Consider the following 21,401-nt stretch of genomic DNA (forward strand, 5'->3'; position numbering starts at 1 on the left):
CATTAAAGTACTCGCCGGCCTACCCATCAAAGCCGTTTACAAGTTTAGACGAAGCCCGAAAATGGGTACTGAGCTTTACTACTTGGTATAACAACGAGCACTGCCATAGTGGTATTAAATTTGTTACACCAGCGCAACGTCACAATGGTGAAGATAAAGCTGTTTTACAGCAGCGTAACGCTGCTTACGAAACGGCTAAAGCAGCCCATCCAGCACGCTGGAAAGGACGCAAAACACGTAACTGGGTGCATGAAAATGAAGTTTGGCTTAACCCACCAAAAGAGAAGGCTGAAGATCAAGCGAACTTGAAACAAGTTGCTTAGAATAACGGACAACTAGCTTGACAGAGGCCGCGATTTAATTAAATTGACTATTTCACATGAATGGCTATGATCTGACTGTCACTCTAAGATTGGAGCTTGATCATGCAAACATTAACTGCAAACGATGCTAAACGTAATTTTGGCGAGCTACTTCTAAATGCTCAACGTCAACCAATCAAGATTAGTAAAAACAGTAAAGATGCTGTTGTCGTTATGTCTATACACGACTATGAAGAACTTGAAGTGATGAAAGCTGAGTACCTAAAACACTGCTTTAACTCAGCTAAAGAAGACTTAGCTCAAGGCAAGGTAGTTGCCGGTGAAAGTTTCCTGAATGCACTGTAGCCTACCCTAGGCAAAAGAAAGCATGCAAACTAAGTAAGTTGGCGCAGTCACATTTGCGTAACATCAAAAACTACAAAGACACCCTTCTAACAGGGCTTCAGATGCTTGCTGAAAATCCAGCGGTAGGAAGAAGCTGTGATGACCTCCACCTTAATGGATTTTACTTTCCAGTTGGTAAGCATATTGCTTACTTTACTAAAGAAGATGACTTTATTTTAGTCGTAGCTATTCTAGGGCGCTCACAATTACCACAGAACCATTTGAGGTAACGGGTTAAACATCACCTAAAAATAAAGACTCAATGAATTCATTTAGGCTGACCTTTAAGGTTAGGGTTATCACACACTTCTATGGCGGCATAAAAACAATCGGCATCAATATGAATGATTTTTCTAGTAGCCAAAGCTTATAGCTCTTTTAATTAAGTTGTACGAGGGATAGCAGTGCTGGGTCATCTGCATGCTCTAAAAGAATCTGCTTTACTCGCGCTTGCCAAAGACGTGCAAATTCTAACTGTTGTTCAGGCGTTTCTCTATTTTGAATGACTGCTTGCATACGTTCTGGCTGAGTAGTATCAGCAGGTACACGGTGCGCATCAAAAAACACCTTAACCGCAGCGCCAGTATCTAGCCGTTCAAAACGCACTTCAGGGTTATGGGTATCTTCTGAAGCAAAGCTAAGTAAACCATTACGACCAAAGCGTGGACCAATGCCCTTAAAACCAGCCTGAGTTGCTGCACCAGTAATTAGCGTTAATACCTGAGCCACTACGCCGGTTGTTCCTTGAGTTTCAGGTGCTGACATGTGAACACTTATATTGCCTCGCTCCGGTACTGCATCAGGATACAGTGCTTTTAAAGCAGCCCGTGCCGTAAGAAAAGCACCGGCAACTGTTGGGCAAGAGTGCCCAGCCAACTTAACTACATCCACATAGCGGTATTCAATTACACCATCGGTAGCACTACCTAATAGCTGGGCTAAAGGATCACGCATAAGAATTGTCGGTGCAGCTTCAAAAAAACTAGGGAAGGTCATAGTAATCTCCTGCATAGCAATTATTGTTTAAGCATTGCTTCTGTTAATCGTGATTAGGGTAGGTGAAGCCGAGACCAGGCACTAGCTAACAGTATAAGTACGGCAATACTGATTTAGTTCTATCCGAAGTTGAATCAATGCTATTGACGAATAGCTATTAGATTTTTATTTAGCGTCTGTTGGATCTGCTTTAATGTTGCAGGCCGAATCTCTTGATAAAAAAACTCAGTGCATAGCGCACTAAACTGGCTCGCGACTGTAGCGAACTTATCAATCATTTTATCGACTTCACTAGCCGAAATGCTTGCGACCTTTGCTAGCGCCAAAACAGCACCCCTTGAAATAACCTGAGCTTCTCCTATAACACTCATTTGATGATAGCCATTAGGTCCTTCGTTATAGGTCAGATCATAGGCAGGTGCTAAAGCCCATCTTCGTTGTTGGTTTAATACGTAAGAAAAGTTTTTAGTATGGTCATCACGATTATTAAATATGACATTAAATAAAGCACGTGCAAAGGCATCTTTTACGGCGCTGTCATCACCTTGGGTAATATGCCCAGTGGCACGAATGAAGCCATCGTAATCACAGTTTGGAATACGAAAATCAGTATTTAAATAACCAGCCAAGGACTGCATGGGAACACGAAGCTCACCTTGTCGATCAAAACGTTTAGCACCAAAAGCAGCTAAATCAGAGCCTAAATCAAAATACTCAACCTGCGGCACATCAAGGCCACACTGAAATGCACAAGCAGCATAAATATACTCAATTGCACACACTTCAAAATGCTCTGACTTAGCTGGAAACTTAATCAGCCAAGGTTCAGCACCTTCAAAGTTTACAGTGCTGGTACGTTGACTTTCTTCACAGCGATAAACCAAAGCTTTGGGTCGCGCACCTTGCGGCGAACCACCCATATCAACGAGTTGAGCGAGCAACTCCGAATCATCACCCTCTAGCACTGCTTGTGCTTCTCGTGCCAGCAAATCCAGCGGAATGTCTTGTGTACTTTTGTCTGTCAGTGAAACTTCAGGATGGAATGAAAAAGCACCCATCGCGGTATCGCTGATATGAGTTAAGCGCTCTAATACTGTGACTTGACTAGGATCAATACCACGCTTACGGAATAGTCTATCCATCAACAAGCGTCCCCAGCCATCAGGGAGCGCATCGGCCAGCACACCCGGCAAACGCTCATTAAAGCTTGGAAAGTCAGAGTAGGTGCGTGAATTTAATGGCAAGTGCAACGCAGATAGCTCTAATCCTTGCCGCAGGGCTTCGGGTGTATATTCAAATAAAATAGGTGAATTCTGGGTTGTGGCCATGGCCAAGGTTCCCCAATGCCAGCGCTCACCCCAGCCCTCATAAAATACATTTACCTGAGCAACCATCAGTCACTAGTCTCATCGTTAGTATTAAAGAGATTTTTATCCCATAGCTTTGCACGAGATGATGCAGGCTCTATATCAGGCATAGATTTGTTCACTTTAAGAACAGGTTTAACTTGAGATCGTGCGCGCTGGCGTTTAGGTGCAGCCGATAACTGCTCCAGCTCAGCAATTGTCAGTGTTCGTTGAGTAAATAACTCTTGTAATTCAGCTTGTAAACCCAACGCAAACACAGTTTTAATAAAGGTTTCTAAGCTGGTGTTTTTACCATTTTCTAAACCCGACACAGTGGGCACCGAGACCCCCAAACGCTTAGCCAAATTAGCCTGGGTCAGATTTTGTTTTAGCCTGTGCTGTTGCAAGCGCGAACCCAGCTCAAGCGCGACCTCGTCAGGACGCATCAACCCAATAAAAGACATTGTAGCCACTCACTCAAGATTAACCATAAATATACTTTATAATAACACCTAAAAAGCTGCTTAACATTAAATATAGCTTGCTTTAGCTGCAGAAAGGTCACTCGCGCTATTTTTCTTCAAGCTGCTCCTCCCAAATCACTACTACCTATACTAATAAGTAAAAGCCCCCTCCGTCACACTCGTTGTTTGAACCAACCATAGCTAGGCGTTTAAAAACTTTAGGGGTTGAAGCTGTGAAAGATTGAGTCTTTTACTTGCTTGCCAAATCCCATAATTATCTTGCATAGCTAACCAGCTCTGAGGAGCACGACCTAAAACTTTAGAGCGCCCAATTTAAGAACTTCCTTTGTGGCTCGCTTAATATTTAGTAGTGGTAACGACATGAAATTATCGTTATCGCTTGATCATCGACTGCGTAAACAAGCCTATTAGTGTCATCAATACGACGAGACCAAAAACCAGATAAGCTCTCTTTTAACGGCTCAGGTTTACCGATGCCCTCAAATGGAGAGTGCTTAACATCATTAATGAGTTTGTTGATGCGCTTGAGTTTTTTCTTGTCTTGAGTTTGCCAATACAGGTAGTCATCCCAAGCATCATCAGTCCACGATAGTAAACGTTGACTACTACTCATCAATTAACTCTCGTGCTGTTGTTTTACCAGCACGGTACTGTGTTATCGAACGGTTTAGGTGTTCAGCGTTTTGAGGAGAGCGTAGTAAATGAACTGTCTCCATAAGGCTATTATAGTAATCTAAAGGCATTACCACAGCATCTTCAGAATCACGGCGTGTAATAACTGTTGTATCAGCATCATTAACCACACTATCCAAAACAGCTTTGAGACCATTTCTAGCTTCAGTAAAAGATACGATTCTCATAAGAACCTCTACATGTACATTTAATGGAACAGGTATAGTCTTCACCACCCTACTTGTACAGTAAACTGAACACGTGATATTTCCTGCTAAAAAGAAAAGCTAAGTAAGTTGGTGCCTAAGCAAGGAGTTGTAGGTAACCAAAAAAGCAACAAGTCGGAAGCAATCCGACCTGCGTACCTTAACTAAACGTACTGCTCCAAAAAGTACTAAGGTATTGAAGCCTACTTCTTAAAAAGTCTGAGCAAACTTCTTAGCAGGCCGAAGGGTGTAATTGGAGTAAGTGCTGGATCAACTTGTCTATGATAACGGAACGGACTTGGCTCTATTTTAAATTTTAAGCAGGCTTTACCGCATGCAGGGCAGTTTGTTGGCATATCATTCTGATCAATTACATCACAGCTAGGTACATAGCGTTTGCTCCAACCACAGCAAAGGCAAGTAAAACGATAAGGGGAAAAAGGAATGGGCATAATTAACTCCTTGTATTACTTAATTTCCAGCTAGTCTTGGCCAGTGATAGTATGCAGCTGATTAGCAAAGCTACACCTCTGCTTTATTTAAAAACTCGATAACGGTCTCATCTGTACCGCAACATGGGCAGGCTTGAACTAGGCATTCTGTTTGTGCTGTATTCTGATAGCGCACTGGCTGAAGCTGAAGTATCCAGTCGCATTGCGTACATTTTATAGTGAGCAAGTCTAAATTCCGCTGCATAATCTCTATCCTTTTAGGTCTTTCTTTTAATCTACCTCCTCCAAACGTCAATATGCGTCGCTTAACCCCCATGACAAACACACCAAGCCGTGTATCATTGCAGATCGTTTCGCCACTTACTGCCAAGGATCTCACTGCTTAATATGTTACCCGTCACCTCTACTAAAAAAAGCCCTAGCCCCTTGGTTTTTATTTTATTAATGATTCTGGTTGGGCTAAATTTACGCCCTGCTTTATCGTCTTTAGCCCCTTTGCTACCACGCATTGAAGGTGAAGGGGTTTTATCTGTTTTAGTGCTTTCATCCCTTACCACCTTGCCTGTTTTGTGCTTGGGCTTGTTTGCACCTTTTGCACCTTGGTTAGCCCAGCGCCTAGGTATGGAGCGCAGTCTTGCTTTGGCTCTGATTGTATTATCGGCTGGTTTAGCCTTGCGTGGCTTTAGTCATGCACCTTTACTTTTTACAGGCACCATAATGGCTGGTGCTGCTATAGGTATTTTGGGTACTTTATTACCCGCATTAGTTAAGCGTGAATTAGCAGATAAAGCTGATTTAATGACTGGCGTATATACCATGGCGCTGTGTTTAGGGGGTGCTTTAGGTGCGGGTCTAAGCATTCCCTTAGCCAATCTTTTAGGCAGCTGGTCTTTTAGCTTAATGGCTTGGGCTAGTCTTTCGCTAACTGCCCTCTTAGCTTGGTGGTTAATCATGCCTCAACCTTTGCCAGAAATTCAGCCTAAAGCTTCTAACAAACGTATCCGTAGCTTGTTAAAACAGCCTTTGGCTTGGCAGGTGATGTTGCTTATGGGTAGTCAATCCTCCTTGGCTTATATAGTGTTTGGCTGGCTGCCTACCTTGTTGGTTAGACAGGGTTACAGCGAAAGTGAAGCGGGTTGGTTGATGGGGCTTTCAATTCTTACCCAGTTATCGTCTGCTATTGCTGCTCCTTGGATAGCGCGCATGAGTAAAGATCAACGCCCTGCACTGATGCTGGTCCTTGTTTTAATTGGCCTAGGGTTATGGATGCTTCTACTTGGCTCTCCTGCACTGCGTTGGCCAGGATCTATAGTGTTGGGGTTAGGTCAGGGTGGGTCTTTTAGTCTAGCCTTAACACTGATTGTTTTACGCAGTGGTAATAGCAAAATTGCAGGTGAACTATCTGCATTGGCTCAAGGTGGCGGTTATGCTTTAGCAGCTATGGGGCCGCTAGTTGTTGGATTCATGCTCGATGCCAACCTCAGTATTCAAGCTATAGCTCAGTTGCTTTTTGCTATTTTAGCGTTTGCTGCGGCTATGGCACTTTTGGCGGGTAGAAAACGCTGCCTTGAGTCAAATGCGCAAGGTGAGTTTATAACCGTTAACCAGCGCACTTAACCTAGGGTGAATCACTGCGTACAAGCTTTATGACTAGCAACTAAACAGTTTCTAGTGGAAAGTGCTAGCCAAACTTAGATACGAAGTTTATTTATTAGCACAACCTAAATTAACATGATAGAATGCTCAGTCTAATTTAGACGTTTCATTCATTTGTTAAGAGAGAATCATGAAAAACTTTCCTGAGCGCAGTAAAGAAATTGGTACGTTAATGGGTAAACTGGGTATGGAAGTACCTGAAGTACTTAAAAGCTTTGGTGCCCTACACGCCGCTAGCTTTAAAAATGCTGCCCTAGACGTTAAAACCAAAGAGCTTATTGCCCTTGGCATTGCAATTGCTGTGCGTTGTGATGGTTGTATTGCTAGCCACGTAGAAGCAGCACTTAAAGAAGGTGTAACTAAAGAAGACGTCGCTGAAACAGTTTCTGTCGCTATAGTGATGGGTGGTGGCCCTTCTTTGGTTTACGGCGTAGAAGCCTTAGAAGCCCTAAGTCAGTTTCAAGCTGCTGCAAAATAAGTCGATTATTCTGCCTGCTAGAAAGAAAGCCCGCTAAAAGCGGGCTTTCTTGTTACTTAATATTAAAAATCAATCTAAATCACTGGCTGAATGGCGCTCTAGCACTGGGTTGTCATCCCAGGGGCGATTCACCTTACGACCTCTTTGCACAGCAGGTCTTTCTCGCACTAGCTTTGCCCAGCGCTGTACATTTTTATAGCTTTTAGTATCTAAAAACTCAGCTGCTTCATACACATCATTATTAACCAGTGCACCATACCAAGGCCAAATAGCCATATCTGCAATGGTGTACTCTTCACCGGCTATATAGGTGTTTTCTGCTAACTGGCGATCTAAAACATCTAGCTGACGTTTAACCTCCATAGCAAAACGGTTAATGGGGTATTCATATTTCTCGGGTGCGTAGGCATAAAAATGCCCAAAACCACCACCTAAAATGGGGCCTGCACCCATTTGCCAAAATAACCAGTTAAGGCATTCTGTTCGACCCGCTAAGTCTTTAGGAATAAAAGCATCAAACTTTTCTGCTAGGTACAGCAAAATAGAACCTGACTCAAACACCCTTAGCGGTGGGTTAACGCTCTTATCTAATAAAGCAGGTATTTTAGAATTAGGGTTAACTTCTACAAAACCACTAGAGAATTGATCGCCTTCACCAATACGGATTAAGTGGGCATTGTATTCAGCTTCACTAATGCCTTTAGCTAGCAACTCTTCAAGCATAATGGTTACTTTCACTCCATTAGGCGTACCTAAAGAGTAAAGTTGCAAAGGATGCTCACCCACTGGCAATACTTTTTCATGGGTCGCGCCTGCTATGGGGCGATTAATATTAGCAAATTGACCACCATTACCTTCTTCCCAAACCCAGACTTTGGGTGGGGTGTAATTAGATTGACTCATTATTTTCTCCCGACTGCTTTTGTTTCTGTTTTAAAGACTTAGCTGCCAAGGCATAACCTCCATCACAACCATCAACAAAGTGAATGTGCTTTACACCTAGCTGGCTAATTAAACAGGTGAGTTGTGCTGCATCGCTGATATGCAGACCATAACTGAAGGCACCAGCAGCTTCTTGACTAGCTAACCAGGTTTCAAATTCTGCCAAGACAGATTTTTTAGCTGCAAATACAATTCTAAAGGCATCGTCTAGTTTGCGATAATCGCTGTTCAGCAAAGTATCTTCTTTGTAACGACCCCAGTTAGCTTTACCTAGCTTTAGTTTTAGCTTCATTAGAACTTTTCCGATAAAGTTCTGAATTCTTATATCCCACAGATTAAAAAAGTAAGAATTTTTTTTCGTAAATGTACGCGCATCAGCTTCTGCTGTTAGGTATTGCTTACCATACATTAACTCTAAGCCATCAACACTCAAGGGCTGTAGCTGCTCATCTTCTCCAAAATAGGTTTGCATTTTTTGCATTAGCTGCTGGTACAAAGCAAGCTGCTGATCTATATCTGGGTTTATTGCCTGCACAATTAAACTAACCGTGACCTCTTGAGGACTAGCAATTCGGTTCCAACGGCACTCAAAGCCAGTTAAATCTGCTTCTGCTTTGTCATCGGTTAGCTGTACATGCCACTTAGCATCACTTTTAATTTGTTTTTCTGCTTCATTCAGCCCTCCACCCACAAAAATAGCTTGATGCAGACTGTCACTTTTAGCGTAGCAAGCCACTAAAACCTTAGCTTTAGGTTGAATTGTTTGGTAAGGAATCAAAGCAGCTCTAAGTTCTAGGTTAAAGCTATCTGATGCCAGCTTAATACAGCCCCTTAAAGCTGAACTCACCTGCTCTATTAGCTGGGAAGGAATACAAAAAGTAGCCCCATCACCACCAAAAATATAGGGAATGGCAGTAGGTTTAACAGCATTTAAAATAGCAGCCACTGTGCAGCCACCTAAGCTATTAATATCACGGTAACGCCCTTGTTCAATGGCTGCGGTTGAAGCTTTAATATCTGTAATAACAATCCACCAGTCTTGAGGCAGCTCCTGGTAACAGTCTGGTTTAAATATAGCTTTAAAATCGTTAACTAAGGGTAAATCTTTATAAAAATTAAGGCTGGCATGGTTCACTAGAATGTCCAAGTGCTTGTAATTGCATTAAATAAGATTGCTGAGGCTCAAGGGGAAGCTCACCAAGGTGTATGCCTGCCCAATGCCCTCGCCGGTTTTTTTTTGCCTCAACCAAGGCAGAGTTAGCTTCAACTAGGTAGTTATCATTTTCTTCTTCATCGTTGAGGTAAGTATCTGGCCAAGCATAACCAAAACGAATTAAAGCCAGATTACCTAAAACTTCTTGTTCAAGGTCGTAGATACCAGCCAACCAAACTTTAGAATTAAGCACGGCATCTATTTTAACTAAAATCTGACTACGAAAACTGCCTTGAATTAAATCAATAATACCTAAAACAGAGCGCCTATAGCCATCTTGCTGCCTCAGTGGTGTATTAACCCCATTAAGAACAACACAGACTTCTTTGCGATCTTGAAAGCGAACAAGCAGGGTTTGTGCGTCAACAACCTCTAATACTTCTGCAGGCACAGGTCGCCCAGTATCTTTTAATAGAGAAAAGTTGGCGGTTATCGCAGGCAGGGTGTAAATTAGCAATAATAAACCTGAGATGGAGATTAACCCAATTGCCCAAAGTTTTATTTTCATTGGCTAGCTCCACCTTGTTGTTTAATATAACGAGCGACTCATTCACTTTAGCAAACCAGCCTAATAAAACCCAACCATGTTTAGACTTATGAAACCTATTTATAGCTTTTTTTTACTCGTCTTACTTACTTTTTCTGGTCTAGTCAGCACTAATGCTTGGGCTGAACCTTCCATTTGCCCTGCTCTATTAGATTCTACTCAGCGAGAATTGCATTCCACTGAATCGATCGATCTATGTCAGTTTGCAGGCCTACCCTTATTAATTGTTAATACCGCAAGTCATTGTGGCTTTACTGGGCAATTCAAGGGCTTAGAAGCTTTACACAAAGAATATGCTGCACGTGGCTTGGTTGTACTAGGCTTTCCTTCTAATGATTTTAATCAAGAAGAAAAAGAAGAAAGCAAAACTGCTGAAATATGCTTTATTAATTATGGCGTTACTTTTTTAATGCTCTCGACTAGCTCAGTTGCTAAAGGTAAATTAAACCCTGTCTTTAAAGAGTTAGACAAGATGGGGGCTCCCTTGCCACGCTGGAATTTTCATAAGTACTTAATCAATGGTGATGGTGAGCTAGTAGGAACTTTTGGCAGTAAAACTGAACCTGAGTCAGCAGAAATGAAACAAATAATAGAAAAACTACTCCAGCAGCCTTAACTGTCCTCTGACCTGCTCTGAAAAGCCTTCTAAAAAGCTGGTCAGAGCAGCTTCTTCAGCTTCTAGCTCAACAATGACTTCATCCGTGTAGCTAATACTTAGTTTAATTTTTTGCTGTTCTGCCAAGCGCCTTATCAAAGACTCATGTTCAAAAGCTATGGCTAGTTTTAACTGGGCTGGTAGGGTTAAATCTACATACTCTGCATCTAGCAAGGGTTCGCTAATGGCTTGGCTATAAGCACGCACTAAACCACCCGCACCTAGCTTAACACCACCGAAATAGCGCACTACCGTCGCTAGCACATTATCTAGCCCCTTGTGCTGCAATACATTCAACATAGGGCTGGCTGCCGTTCCTGAAGGCTCTCCATCATCCGACTGCTTAACCTGTCCATTGGCTAGTAGTGAGTAGCAAACATGCGTTGCTTCTGGATGCTTTAACCTGAGCGCTTCTACTTTTTTTAAACCTTCTTCACTGCTTTGAATGGGCTCAATACGGCCAATAAAACGTGATTTTTTAATTTCCAGTAAATATTCAATCGGAGATGCGAGGGTTTTAGACACAAAGTTAACTTCCTAGCCTTTTTAGTAAAAGATGGGAGGCGTTTTATAAAATGATGCTAGATAACGGTATAACCCAGTTGTCGTAACTGCAAATAAACCGTTTCTAGTGGCAAACCAACAACATTGGAATAACTTCCTTGAATGCTAGTAACAAAAGCTGCACCTAAACCTTGAATGCCATAACCACCGGCTTTATCCATGGGCTCACCTGTTGCTACATAAGCTACAATTTCATCTTTAGTAAGGCTTTTAAAGCTGACCTCTGTAGTAATAACTGCTTGTTGCGCTTGCTTGTCTTCTTGCAAATGTACGGCTGTTATCACTTGATGGCTGCAACCAGAAAGCTGCTCTAAAAGCGCAACAGCATGATCAAAAGATTCAGGTTTACCTAGTGGAACACCTTTCAAAACCACTTCGGTATCGGCAGCTAAAATTGGGTAGTTGGCAAATTCTTTAGGTAGGCTGGTCTTTACGGCAGCCGCTTTAGCTTCGGCAAGGCGTAAGACCCTAGCAGTACCCGTTTCTGAAGTAATAAGGCTTTCATCAAGGTCGGCAGGTAAAATATGCAGCTTAATACCTGGCATTAGTTGTAATAATAGCTCGCGCCTACGCGGTGAAGCAGAGGCTAGAACAAGACCTGCGGGTATTTTTTTACTCACCTGCCACCCAGCCTTCTCTACGCGGGTCTGCACCACCTAAAATGCCTTGTGGCGTTACCAACAACATTTGAATACCGCTGGTTAGGTCTCTTTCTTGCAATGAATAACCACGCTTTTCTAAACCTTCTTGCATGGCTGCTGAAAAGCCTTGGGGTTCTAGTAGGTTAATGCCTGAATTAAAGGTCGCTAGGTTGGGTAATTCTATGGCTTCTTGTGGCGCTAGTTGCCAACCTAAGCTGGCTAGCAGCGTTTTAGCAGTAAAGTGAATAATGGCTGCGCCGCCTGGTGAGCCTAAACTAGCGACTAGCTCATCAGCAGGAGCGCTAAATACTAGTGTTGGGCTCATGCTAGAACGTGGGCGCTTGCCCGCTTCTACTCGGTTAGCAACCAGCTTGCCTTGTTTGTTTTTAGGCTGGAATGCAAAGTCAGTGAGCTGGTTATTTAAAAAGAATCCGCCTGCTAAGCCGGTGCCGCCATCCACTAAAATACGTGAACCAAAAGCCTGTTCTATGGAACTGGTCATAGCGATACCATTACCGTCAGCATCAATTACACTGATATGACTCGTTCCATATTCAGGTTGTTCTGGCTGAAGCGCATAACTACTTTTAAATTCTTTTGGCTGGCCTGCTTTAGCTGGGCCTTGGTAGCTGTCGCCAATGTCTTTAGTACGTTTTAGCAAGTAATCAGGATTCATTAAACTAAGCCAGTTATTTGCTGGTGCTTCAACAAATTCTGGATCAGCCACATACAAGGCACGGTCTGCAAAGGCTAGGTTGGAAGCAGCTAAATACTGGTGCAAACCTTCTGCTGTATAAAACGTTTCTTGGCTAGTGCTGGCGGGGCTTTCTAGTTGTTCTAACATACCTAGAACTTGCATTATGGCTAGTTGGCCAGAAGAAGGCGGTGGAAAACCACAGACACGGTAGGCTTGCCAAGGACCACAGAGTGCTTCCCTTGCTAAAGGAGTGTAGTTAGCTAAATCTGAAACCTGCAATTGACCAGGTAGCTGAGCCTGATTAACAGCGGCAACAATATTTTTCGCCAGACTACCGTGATAAAATGCATCGGCACCTTCATTTGCAATCTGGGTGAGTATTGCTGCCATAGCAGGATTCTTTAGTTGGTGTCCTACGGGTAAGGCACTGCCATCGGGCTGATAGTAATAAGCACGTGCTGCGGGATTATTTCTTAGTTCTGGGTCTTGGTCTAAAAGTAGGTGCAAGCGTGGACTAATAGCAAAACCTTCTTTAGCCAGCAAAATAGCAGGTTCGAATAAATCTTTCCAAGGTAGCTTGCCTTGCGTTTGATGAGCCGCTTGCAACATTTTTAATAAGCCTGGCACACCCACACTTTTTCCACTAGTCACTGCCGTCATAAACGGCAAAGGTTCGCCTTGCTCATCTAAAAACAAATCAGGTGTAACTGCTGCTGGTGCAGTTTCTCGTCCATCCCAAGCGATTAGTTCACCATTTTTCCAACTTAATAGAAAAGCACCGCCACCAATCCCGCTGGATTGTGGCTCTACTAAATTTAAAACTAACTGTACTGCTATGGCAGCATCTAGGGCATTGCCACCTACGGCAAGCACACTCTGCCCCACTTCGGCTGCTAAGGGGTTAGCAGCTGCAACGGCTTGCTTAGAATAAGTCCAACCAGAACGTGCCTGTAAGCCACTGGCAATTTCTGGCTGTTGTTCTTCTGGCTGCTGTTCTGCTTTAGAGGTTTCTACAACTGTCCTTTGTTTATCGGTCTTCGCTGTATCTGAAGATTCAGATCCGCAAGCGGTTAAAAATAAAACCGCAGCTAAGGGCAAAAACAAACAACGGGCAGTGCGAAACATAAACTTTACTCTGGCATGGTTAATGGCTCGGGTGATGCAATGATGCCGTTATTATCAGCATAAACATAGTCACCCGGTACAAAGGTAACACCACCAAAAGAAACCGGGATTTGGTATTCACCAACGCCACGTTTTTCAGATTTTTTAGGGTGAGTACCTAAGGCTTGTACGCCTAAATCTAGCTCGTTAATAATATCAATATCACGAACACAGCCGTACATAATGATACCTTCCCAGCCGTTACGCATGGCTTTTTCTGCCAGCATATCGCCCAGCATGGCACAGCGGAAAGAACCACCTGCATCCACCACCATCACCTTGCCTTTACCGTCTTTTTCAACTTCTTCTTTCACTAAAGAATTGTCTTCAAAGCACTTAATGGTGACCACCTGGCCACCAAAAGACATGCGACCACCCAAGTTGTTAAAAATGGGTTCAACCACTTCAATCAACTCTGGGTAGGTATCACATAAATCAGGTGTTACATATTCCATGGTTAACTCCAAGCAACTATTCAGGGGTTTGGTCAGGGGTTTGGTTTGCCAGCATAAACCAAGTATCTAACACGGCATCTGGGTTAAGTGAAACCGAGTCTATGCCCTGTTCCATTAACCAACGGGCTAAATCTGGGTGGTCTGAAGGACCTTGCCCACAAATACCCACGTATTTACCTTGTTTTTTACAAGCATTAATTGCCATAGACAAGAGCTTTTTAACCGCAGGATTACGCTCATCAAACAAGTGCGCCACTATGCCTGAGTCACGATCTAAACCTAGGGTTAACTGAGTTAGGTCATTAGAGCCAATCGAGAAGCCATCGAAGTATTCTAAGAATTCTTCAGCCAAAAGTGCGTTAGCGGGTAGTTCACACATCATAATCAGCTTCAAGCCATTTTGACCGCGCACTAAACCTTTGGATTCAAGAATTTCAGAAACGCCCTTAGCTTCACCCACGGTACGAACAAAAGGTACCATTATTTCAATGTTATTTAGCCCCATTTCATCACGCACTTTCTTTAGTGCACGACACTCCAGCTCGAAACAATCACGGAACTTAGGCGATAAATAACGCGAAGCACCACGGAAGCCTAACATGGGGTTTTCTTCAGCAGGCTCGTAAAGCTTACCGCCAATCAGGTTTTCGTATTCGTTAGATTTAAAGTCAGATAAACGCACTATGACACGCTTAGGCCAGAAGGCTGCTGCTAAGCTGGCAATGCCTTCAACTAACTTTTCTACGTAAAAATCAACTGGGTCGGCATAGCCTTTAATGCGGCTGCTTATGGTGGCTTGCAGTTCGCTGGGTAGGCTATCAAACTCTAGTAAAGCTTTAGGGTGAATGCCGATCATGCGGTTAATAATGAACTCTAAACGCGCTAGGCCTACCCCCTCGTTTGGCAGAGCTGCGAACCCAAAGGCACGGTCTGGGTTACCTATATTCATCATAATTTTGAAGGGGATTTTAGGCATGGCTTCAATGCTATTAGTCAGCAACTCATAATCTAGCTTGCCTTCATAAACAAAGCCTGTATCACCTTCAGCACAAGAAACTGTGACTTCTTGGCCGTCTTTTAATAGCTCAGTTGCATCACCACAACCCACTACTGCAGCAATACCCATTTCACGAGCAATGATGGCTGCGTGACAAGTACGTCCACCACGGTTAGTAACAATGGCTGAAGCACGTTTCATCACCGGCTCCCAATCTGGGTCGGTCATATCAGTCACCAGAATATCGCCATCTTGAACCTTGTCCATTTCATCTGGACCCGAAACAATGCGTACTTTACCTGCACCAATTCGCTGACCTATGGCACGGCCTTCCACGAGAATTTTGCCCTGCTCTTTAAGTAAAAATCGCTCCATAACCGTACTAGAATCACGGCTTTTTACTGTTTCTGGGCGGGCTTGTACTATATAGAGTTGCTGATCATCACCGTCTTTCGCCCACTCTATATCCATAGGGCGCTGGTAATGCTCTTCAATAATCATGGCTTGACGAGCCAGATCCATCACTTCTTGGTCAGATAAAGAGAAACGGTCTCTATCGGCTTTGTTTACATCCACAGTTTTCACTGATTTAGCCGTAGTCGCAGCTTCACCGTAGACCATTTTAATTAGTTTACTACCTAAGCTACGACGTAAAATAGCTGGGCGATTGGCTGCCAAAGTAGGCTTATGAACATAAAACTCATCTGGGTTAACCGCACCCTGCACTACGGTTTCACCTAAACCATAAGCACTGGTTACAAACACGGCATCACGGAAACCAGACTCGGTATCTAGGGTGAACATAACCCCAGCAGCGCCTGTTTCTGAGCGCACCATTTTTTGTACACCTGCAGACAAAGCAACACCCGCATGATCAAAGCCTTGGTGAACTCGGTAGGAAATAGCACGGTCGTTAAATAAAGAGGCAAACACTTCATGAACTGCCTGCTTTACTTCATTAAAACCTTGGATATTTAGGAAGGTTTCTTGTTGACCCGCAAAAGAAGCATCTGGCAAGTCTTCAGCAGTAGCAGAGGAACGTACCGCTACTTTTAAACTTGGGCTTTTTTGCTCTAGCTGCGAATAAGCTTCTGCTAAAGCATTTTCTAATGCAGGAGGAAAAGGTGTTTCTATAACCCACTGACGAATTTGTGCGCCACAAGCCGCTAAGGCTTTAACATCATCAACGTCTAGCTCGTCTAGCGCCTTATTAATTCGGTCAGCTAAACTTTCATGGGCTAAAAATTCCCGATAAGCTTCTGCAGTTGTAGCAAAACCACCAGGAACCTGCACCCCAGCATTAGCTAGATTGCTAATCATTTCACCTAGCGAAGCGTTCTTACCACCAACCCGCTCCACGTCCTGCATACCCAGCTGGTCAAACCAGACAATATATTCACCCACAGCTGTTTTGCTCAAGACACGTCTCCAGTTAGAAAAGTTCACTTAATGGCATTAGCAGTAAAAAACAGGCAAAATCAATTACCGAGTGCTAAGCCACTCTATTTAATCTTCTAGATGATAACACGAATTAAGACGATGGAACTCCCTATGAAGCGCACCGCATTTTTCATTTCCGATGGCACAGGTATTACTGCAGAGGCGCTAGGCCGTAGCCTTTTAGCACAATTTGAAGGTATTCAATTCGAGCAAATAACTCAGCCTTATATTAATACAGAAGAAAAAGCCCATGCCATAGTAGAACAGGTGAATGCTACGGCTATTAAAGATGGTGCCCGTCCTTTATTGATAGATACAGTTGTCAACCAAAGCATTCGTACCATTATTAGCAAAAGTGAAGCACTTAATATTGATGTTTTTTCTTCTTTTTTAGAACCCTTAGAAGAAGAACTAAAAACCCGCTCTACCTACTCTGTAGGGCAAAGCCATGGTATTTCTAAAGCCAAAGAAGATACTTATAAGGCTAGAATTGATTCCGTACATTTTGCACTAGATAACGACGATGGTGCGCGTACCCACCATTACGATAAGGCCGATATTATTTTAATTGGTGTCTCACGTTGTGGAAAAACCCCTACTTGTATTTATATGGCACTACAATTTGGGGTAAGAGCAGCTAACTACCCTATAACTGAAGATGATTTGTTAGATAGTGAATTACCTAAAGCACTACGCCCCTATCGACATAAATTATTTGGACTCACTATAGAACCAGAGCGCCTTTCATCCATTCGTAATGAACGCCGAGCTAACAGCAGCTACGCATCGTTGAAACAATGCCTGCGCGAAGTAGAAGAAGTGGAAGCCCTTTATAGTCGTCATAATATTGGCTTTGTAGACTCAACGCATTATTCTATTGAAGAAATTTCGACTAAGATAATGGCCAAAGCAGGTATAGAAAGGCGTTTTTCGCCACGCTAATCAATCAAGGGAATAAAACCATGAATAATTTTAAAAGTATTTTGCAAACTAGCCGTATCTTACTGGTATTAATGCTACTCGTGCTTTTTGCAGGTTGTAGTGATGATGATAAAGGGTCAACAGGAGAGCCAGGCACTTTAGAAAGATTATTTAGTTATAAAGTTATTCAAGGCTGCGCAAGGTGCCATGAACCGATGGGTGAGCCTGGTGGACCGAACCTAACAAAGTCACAGTTTCGTAACAGTTTAGTAAGTCAAAGAAGCAATAACTTAACTTGGAATACTGGCTACATTAGAACAGCTGACTGTGGTGATAATTACCCATTAGTTAAGCCTAGTGACCCAATTAACTCGGCTGTACTTATGGCAGTTACACAGCGATATGGAAGTAAAACACCTAATAGTTGTACACCTGCTCTTTCGCATCATGAAGGAGCTAATGCTGTAGTGACAGGTGATGCATTAGAGGACTTTGTACTTTGGATAGAAAACGGTGCGCCTGCTAACTAGTTGTTAAGGAAAACAGTCAATGCCTCAAGAAACACCTGCTACCGATAAGAAAGAAACTAAAGCTAAAAAGCCTTTTTATAAGCGTCCGCGCTTTTGGGTGATTAGCTTTTTGGTAGTTTTGTCTTTGCCGCTTCTTGCTGTGGCTGGTGTTTACTTTGCGCTTAAGTCCTCCTTGGTTGAAAGTTACATCTGGCCTAAAGTTCAACCAATTATTGCTGAACAAACCGGCTTTCAGGTGGAGTTAAGCCAAATTCGAATTGACTTACTAAAATCCATTAGCCTAAAAGGCATACAAGTTAGCCAGGTTTCTAATCCTTCTGCTCATAGCTGTGATGGCTTTAGCCTTAGCTTAGAAGAAGTTGAGTTGAATTTTTCAGCCTTAGAACTATTAAGTAATCATTTGCAAGTGAATAAGCTGGCTTTAAATGATTTACAAGCCACTGGTTGTTTATTACTAGATTTAGATGAAGAAAAAGTAACTCAGCTAGAAGAAGCTAACGAGGAGTTAGACCTAGCGGCCTTAACTGCTGAAATAACCAACCTTTTAGAAAACCCACCTATTAGCATCACTTTAGATGAACTGGCTTTAAATAATTTTAAAATTGATTTGCAGGTTAAAGAGCGCCAGCAACAACTCTCAGCGGCTTGGCAAGGTGAGTTTGATTTTTCCGCTCAGGCAGTTTGGCAAGGTAACGGTATAAAGGGTAGGTTAGCTAGCCAGTTAGTATCTTTAGCGCCTTTAACTACGCAAATTAATCAGCAGCCAACTCAGCTAGATTTCACCAGCCAACCTAGCCTAGATTTAGATTTGGCTTTCCAGCTCAGCAAGCATAACGATGCTTGGCAGTTTAAATTATCGCCTGCACAAATTAATTTTGATCTCTTGGCAACCCAGCTCAACTTAGCTCAAGCAGAAGAAAACATTCAGCTAAGCCTAGCTAATTACCGGTTTAACCTGGCTTCGCAAATAAACCTGTCAGATATAGAGCAAGAAGCTTTAGAAGAAGCCTTAGACCTAGAGCTACAACTAAGCCAACAGCTGACAGATTTAGACTTACAACTCAATAAAGATCACTACCAGTTTCAACAGCTTCACCTACTGCTGACTAGCCAAAAACAAGCCCAGGCTGCTCTAGCTCAGTTAGAGCTTAACCTAGCAGAGTTTGCTAGTGATTTTTCTTTTGCGCCTATCCAGTTCCAACAGCGCTTAACGCTTGAAATACCCTTTGATTTATCTCACTTAACGCTTTATGCAGCTAGCCAGTTAAATGAAATCAACCTTTTAGAAGTTAGTTTAACGGCGAACAACCAACCTCGCCTACTCAGTTTAGAGCCGCAGGTTGCATTAAACCTACCCCAGCAACTGGCTAGCCTTCTAACCGAGCCCAGCCTTAAAGACTTACCGGGTGACTTGCAGCTAGAAATAACAGGTAACACACGCATCAACCATGACTCAGACCATTTATTATCCGCCGATTTAGCTGAGCTAACAGGCTTTGTTGAGCAGTCTTTAAACCTAAAACTTAGCCAAAAAGCACCCACTACTGACTTAAAAATCTTACAGCCATTGGAGATGCAACTTCAGGCCAGTAGCTCTTTTCCTGAATCACACCCCGACTTACGTCTTCAGTTAAGTTCACAAGCCATTCAGCACCCGCCCTTATTAAAGCCTTTACCGTTTAATTTAGAAGTTGCTAGCCAAGTTGACGCTGACCTTAAAGCACTTAAAACGCAGTTAGACTTAGCAGTGAATCATCAGCCTTTAGTTAAGTTAGATTTAGCTGCGGCCGATCAGCCCCAGCTATTCAAGCTAAATGGTTTCCTCGACTTATCACTAAGCCCTAGCCTAGCTAGCTATCTAGCAGACTTAAAACCGCTAGCTGAGTTTGGGCAGCTATTAGTTAACCAACAGTTTCAGCTAGCAGTAAACCACCCAGAAGCTGATTTACTTACTTTAGCTGCAACAGAAGTTGACCTTACTAGCCTAAAGGCCAACTTAAAACACGGGCTAGCAGTAGAGCAAACCCCAGCCAAAAATGCGCCTGTAAACTTAAAAAAGCCTTTTAAATTGCAACAAACCCTTAACTGGCAAGCAAAAGCCTTTGAGCTAAACGGTAACTACCAGTTTGCTGCTTTAGAACTGCCAGAAATGTTAGCAGCAGAAGACTTAAACCTTAGCCTTGAGCTAAAAGCTACTTCAGGCTTAGCACCTGACTCTGTTAATTGGCTGTTTTCTACTCAAGCCAAGCAGCTCACCTGGCTAGAAGAAACACCTCCTCTAGAGTTAAGCCAGCTTTTACCGTTAAAAAGCCAAGGCAGTCTAAGTTTTAACTCAGCAAGCGAAACACTCACCTTGCATCAGTTTTCGTTAGAGTTAAAAGAATGGTTCAAGCAGGAGCTAACCGGTGAAGTGCAGCTAGCCAACTTAGATAAACCTAGCCTACAAATTCAAGGCAAAACCCAACTGAGCCCTACCAGCCAGCTGATTCCTAACCTAGACCTAACCACCTCAGGCAGCTTAACAGCCCCCTGGCAACTGCTATTGAATGAAGGTGAACAGCTTTCTTTACAAGCTCAGCTAGCATTCAACAATTTTTCTTTAGCCCTAAATGACCTTAAACTTGAATCGCTCGAGGGTGCGATTGAAATCAATGAGGAGCTTAAGCTAAGCCCTGACGCGAAACTGAGCTTTTTCTATTTGCTAAAACCTGAAGCTTTTGAGCGGGTTGATTTCAACCAAATTGAGCCTTACTTAGCGGGTAATCAAGGGTTTAGTTTCAAAAAACTACAAGTAGGTGACCTAGCCGTAGGTCCTTTACAGGCTAGATTTAAAGTTAGACAAAACCTTATAGAACTACCTCAATTTAGTTTGCAGCTACTAGCAGGTAATTTAGCTGGCCGCTTCTATTTAGATACCACTCCTAAAGCTTGGCGCTTAGGTTTGTTAAGCCGTATTTCACAACTGGATTTACGCCTCTTGCTACCCAAAAGAGCCACCAGTGATTACGCACCTATTAGTGCCCGTACCGCTTTAGAGTTTGACTTTAATCGCCGCCTTTTAGCGGGGCGTATTGATATAACCGATATAACCCGTAGTCAGCTTTTGCAGCTACTAGAGCTGGTTGACCCTAATTACCTAGACCCACAAATTAACAATGTTCGTTCTGCATTACGTTTAGCCCACCCCCAGTGGATTAGTGTGGTTATGCAAAATGGCTTAATGGACCTTACTTTTGGTTTATCACTATTTTCCGATCCTTTACGCGCTCACGGCTTACCACTTAGCCCAATCATTGAGCGCTTTGGTGAAGAAGCCTTGCTGCTTCCCAACCAGTTACCTTTGGAGTAAAAAATGCTAACTCGTTTATTAACTATTTTTTTAGCTAGCTTTCTATTGGCAGGTTGCTCAGGGCTGGTCAATAAATTAGTGCCCGATGTTTACCTAGTTGATAGACACACTTTAATGGAAGCAGATTCAGCAGGCGAATGGCCCGAGCTTGAAAACCGCTTAATGCAGTCTGCTATTAAAGATGCGTCTGAACCCTATGCTGGAATAGATGAACAACTAGACGAGCAAGAAGGGTTTCGTGCTTTAAATGCTGAATATACAGCACCCACTAGCCAAAAAAACAACTAG

At 43.0% G+C, this 21,401-nt stretch carries 23 protein-coding genes; 10 read left to right on the forward strand and 13 right to left on the reverse strand.

Annotated elements, in window-relative coordinates; all coding sequences use genetic code 11:
• From BP27_RS16005 to BP27_RS0110650, 3 genes are all read left to right on the forward strand, one after another.
• On the forward strand, positions 1 to 323 hold a 323-nt coding region (locus BP27_RS16005), incomplete at its 5' end, for an integrase core domain-containing protein (protein ID WP_036240092.1).
• A gap of 102 nt (positions 324 to 425) precedes the next feature.
• Positions 426 to 668: a type II toxin-antitoxin system Phd/YefM family antitoxin gene (locus BP27_RS0110645; protein ID WP_027851542.1), complete on the forward strand. Its 243-nt coding sequence runs from the start codon at positions 426 to 428 to the stop codon at positions 666 to 668.
• Positions 669 to 706: 38 nt separating this feature from the next.
• Entirely contained in the window at positions 707 to 937 is a 231-nt protein-coding gene (locus BP27_RS0110650; protein ID WP_027851543.1) for a type II toxin-antitoxin system RelE/ParE family toxin, read from the forward strand.
• 148 nt (positions 938 to 1,085) lie between these two features.
• On the opposite strand, the gene BP27_RS0110660 is transcribed toward BP27_RS0110650, so the two are convergent.
• The 5 genes from BP27_RS0110660 to BP27_RS0110680 all read right to left on the reverse strand — a co-directional run bounded on the left by BP27_RS0110660 (position 1,086) and on the right by BP27_RS0110680 (position 4,394).
• Complete coding sequence (locus BP27_RS0110660; protein WP_027851544.1) at positions 1,086 to 1,703, reverse strand: FmdE family protein; 618 nt, start codon at positions 1,701 to 1,703, stop codon at positions 1,086 to 1,088.
• A gap of 140 nt (positions 1,704 to 1,843) precedes the next feature.
• Complete coding sequence (locus BP27_RS0110665; RefSeq protein WP_027851545.1) at positions 1,844 to 3,097, reverse strand: type II toxin-antitoxin system HipA family toxin; 1,254 nt, start codon at positions 3,095 to 3,097, stop codon at positions 1,844 to 1,846.
• Positions 3,097 to 3,513, reverse strand: coding sequence for a helix-turn-helix transcriptional regulator (locus BP27_RS16010; protein ID WP_051610520.1), 417 nt, complete (start codon positions 3,511 to 3,513; stop codon positions 3,097 to 3,099). Before BP27_RS16010 ends, BP27_RS0110665 begins: the two co-directional genes overlap by 1 nt.
• 364 nt (positions 3,514 to 3,877) lie before the next feature.
• Entirely contained in the window at positions 3,878 to 4,147 is a 270-nt protein-coding gene (locus BP27_RS0110675; protein WP_027851546.1) for a Txe/YoeB family addiction module toxin, read from the reverse strand.
• The gene (locus tag BP27_RS0110680; RefSeq protein WP_027851547.1) at positions 4,140 to 4,394 is read right to left on the reverse strand and encodes a type II toxin-antitoxin system Phd/YefM family antitoxin; all 255 of its coding nucleotides are present in this window, start codon (positions 4,392 to 4,394) and stop codon (positions 4,140 to 4,142) included. Before BP27_RS0110680 ends, BP27_RS0110675 begins: the two co-directional genes overlap by 8 nt.
• A gap of 857 nt (positions 4,395 to 5,251) precedes the next feature.
• Here BP27_RS0110680 and BP27_RS0110690 point away from each other — a divergent pair.
• The gene (locus tag BP27_RS0110690) at positions 5,252 to 6,481 is read left to right on the forward strand and encodes an MFS transporter (protein ID WP_051610521.1); all 1,230 of its coding nucleotides are present in this window, start codon (positions 5,252 to 5,254) and stop codon (positions 6,479 to 6,481) included.
• A gap of 169 nt (positions 6,482 to 6,650) precedes the next feature.
• Positions 6,651 to 6,998, forward strand: coding sequence for a carboxymuconolactone decarboxylase family protein (locus BP27_RS0110695; protein ID WP_084324583.1), 348 nt, complete (start codon positions 6,651 to 6,653; stop codon positions 6,996 to 6,998).
• Between the two features lie 69 nt (positions 6,999 to 7,067).
• Here the strand turns inward: BP27_RS0110695 and yghU are convergent, their stop codons facing one another.
• Genes yghU through BP27_RS0110710 form a run of 3 tightly spaced genes read right to left on the reverse strand, consistent with a single transcriptional unit; the run spans position 7,068 to position 9,661 of the window.
• A complete protein-coding gene (gene yghU, locus BP27_RS0110700) occupies positions 7,068 to 7,901 on the reverse strand; it encodes a glutathione-dependent disulfide-bond oxidoreductase (protein ID WP_027851551.1) in 834 nt (277 codons plus the stop codon).
• Complete coding sequence (locus BP27_RS16015; protein WP_051610522.1) at positions 7,888 to 9,075, reverse strand: DUF3095 family protein; 1,188 nt, start codon at positions 9,073 to 9,075, stop codon at positions 7,888 to 7,890. Before BP27_RS16015 ends, yghU begins: the two co-directional genes overlap by 14 nt.
• On the reverse strand, positions 9,056 to 9,661 hold the full coding sequence (locus tag BP27_RS0110710) for a thermonuclease family protein (RefSeq protein ID WP_027851552.1): 606 nt from the start codon (positions 9,659 to 9,661) through the stop codon (positions 9,056 to 9,058). The genes BP27_RS16015 and BP27_RS0110710 overlap by 20 nt, the downstream gene beginning before the upstream one ends.
• An 88-nt stretch (positions 9,662 to 9,749) precedes the next feature.
• Between BP27_RS0110710 and BP27_RS0110715 the strand changes: the two genes are divergently transcribed.
• The gene (locus BP27_RS0110715) at positions 9,750 to 10,316 is read left to right on the forward strand and encodes a glutathione peroxidase (protein WP_027851553.1); all 567 of its coding nucleotides are present in this window, start codon (positions 9,750 to 9,752) and stop codon (positions 10,314 to 10,316) included.
• Here BP27_RS0110715 and BP27_RS0110720 read toward each other — a convergent pair.
• Genes BP27_RS0110720 through ppsA form a run of 5 tightly spaced genes read right to left on the reverse strand, consistent with a single transcriptional unit; the run spans position 10,299 to position 16,277 of the window.
• The gene (locus BP27_RS0110720) at positions 10,299 to 10,880 is read right to left on the reverse strand and encodes an IMPACT family protein (protein WP_027851554.1); all 582 of its coding nucleotides are present in this window, start codon (positions 10,878 to 10,880) and stop codon (positions 10,299 to 10,301) included. The two genes, BP27_RS0110715 and BP27_RS0110720, sit on opposite strands and share 18 nt — an antisense overlap.
• Before the next feature lie 56 nt (positions 10,881 to 10,936).
• Positions 10,937 to 11,539 (reverse strand): Maf family protein, encoded by a 603-nt coding sequence (locus BP27_RS16020; RefSeq protein ID WP_245597839.1) that lies wholly within the window; start codon positions 11,537 to 11,539, stop codon positions 10,937 to 10,939.
• On the reverse strand, positions 11,532 to 13,382 hold the full coding sequence (gene ggt, locus BP27_RS16025) for a gamma-glutamyltransferase (RefSeq protein ID WP_051610523.1): 1,851 nt from the start codon (positions 13,380 to 13,382) through the stop codon (positions 11,532 to 11,534). Before ggt ends, BP27_RS16020 begins: the two co-directional genes overlap by 8 nt.
• A gap of 5 nt (positions 13,383 to 13,387) precedes the next feature.
• The gene (gene rraA / locus BP27_RS0110735) at positions 13,388 to 13,876 is read right to left on the reverse strand and encodes a ribonuclease E activity regulator RraA (protein WP_027851555.1); all 489 of its coding nucleotides are present in this window, start codon (positions 13,874 to 13,876) and stop codon (positions 13,388 to 13,390) included.
• 16 nt (positions 13,877 to 13,892) lie between these two features.
• A complete protein-coding gene (ppsA, locus tag BP27_RS0110740; protein WP_027851556.1) occupies positions 13,893 to 16,277 on the reverse strand; it encodes a phosphoenolpyruvate synthase in 2,385 nt (794 codons plus the stop codon).
• Between the two features lie 147 nt (positions 16,278 to 16,424).
• Between ppsA and ppsR the strand changes: the two genes are divergently transcribed.
• The 4 genes from ppsR to BP27_RS0110760 are packed head-to-tail and all read left to right on the forward strand — an operon-like array spanning position 16,425 to position 21,401.
• Positions 16,425 to 17,255, forward strand: a complete 831-nt coding sequence (gene ppsR / locus BP27_RS0110745) for a posphoenolpyruvate synthetase regulatory kinase/phosphorylase PpsR (protein ID WP_027851557.1) — start codon at positions 16,425 to 16,427, stop codon at positions 17,253 to 17,255.
• A 20-nt stretch (positions 17,256 to 17,275) separates the two neighbouring features.
• Positions 17,276 to 17,764 carry a hypothetical protein gene (locus BP27_RS0110750; protein ID WP_027851558.1) on the forward strand — a complete coding sequence of 163 codons (489 nt, stop codon included), beginning with the start codon at positions 17,276 to 17,278 and terminating at the stop codon, positions 17,762 to 17,764.
• A gap of 19 nt (positions 17,765 to 17,783) precedes the next feature.
• Positions 17,784 to 21,113 (forward strand): AsmA family protein, encoded by a 3,330-nt coding sequence (locus tag BP27_RS0110755; protein WP_027851559.1) that lies wholly within the window; start codon positions 17,784 to 17,786, stop codon positions 21,111 to 21,113.
• Positions 21,114 to 21,116: 3 nt separating this feature from the next.
• Positions 21,117 to 21,401 carry a hypothetical protein gene (locus BP27_RS0110760; protein WP_027851560.1) on the forward strand — a complete coding sequence of 95 codons (285 nt, stop codon included), beginning with the start codon at positions 21,117 to 21,119 and terminating at the stop codon, positions 21,399 to 21,401.

It is taken from the genome of Marinospirillum insulare DSM 21763, from assembly GCF_000686905.1.
Classification (GTDB): Bacteria; Pseudomonadota; Gammaproteobacteria; order Pseudomonadales; family Halomonadaceae; genus Marinospirillum; species Marinospirillum insulare.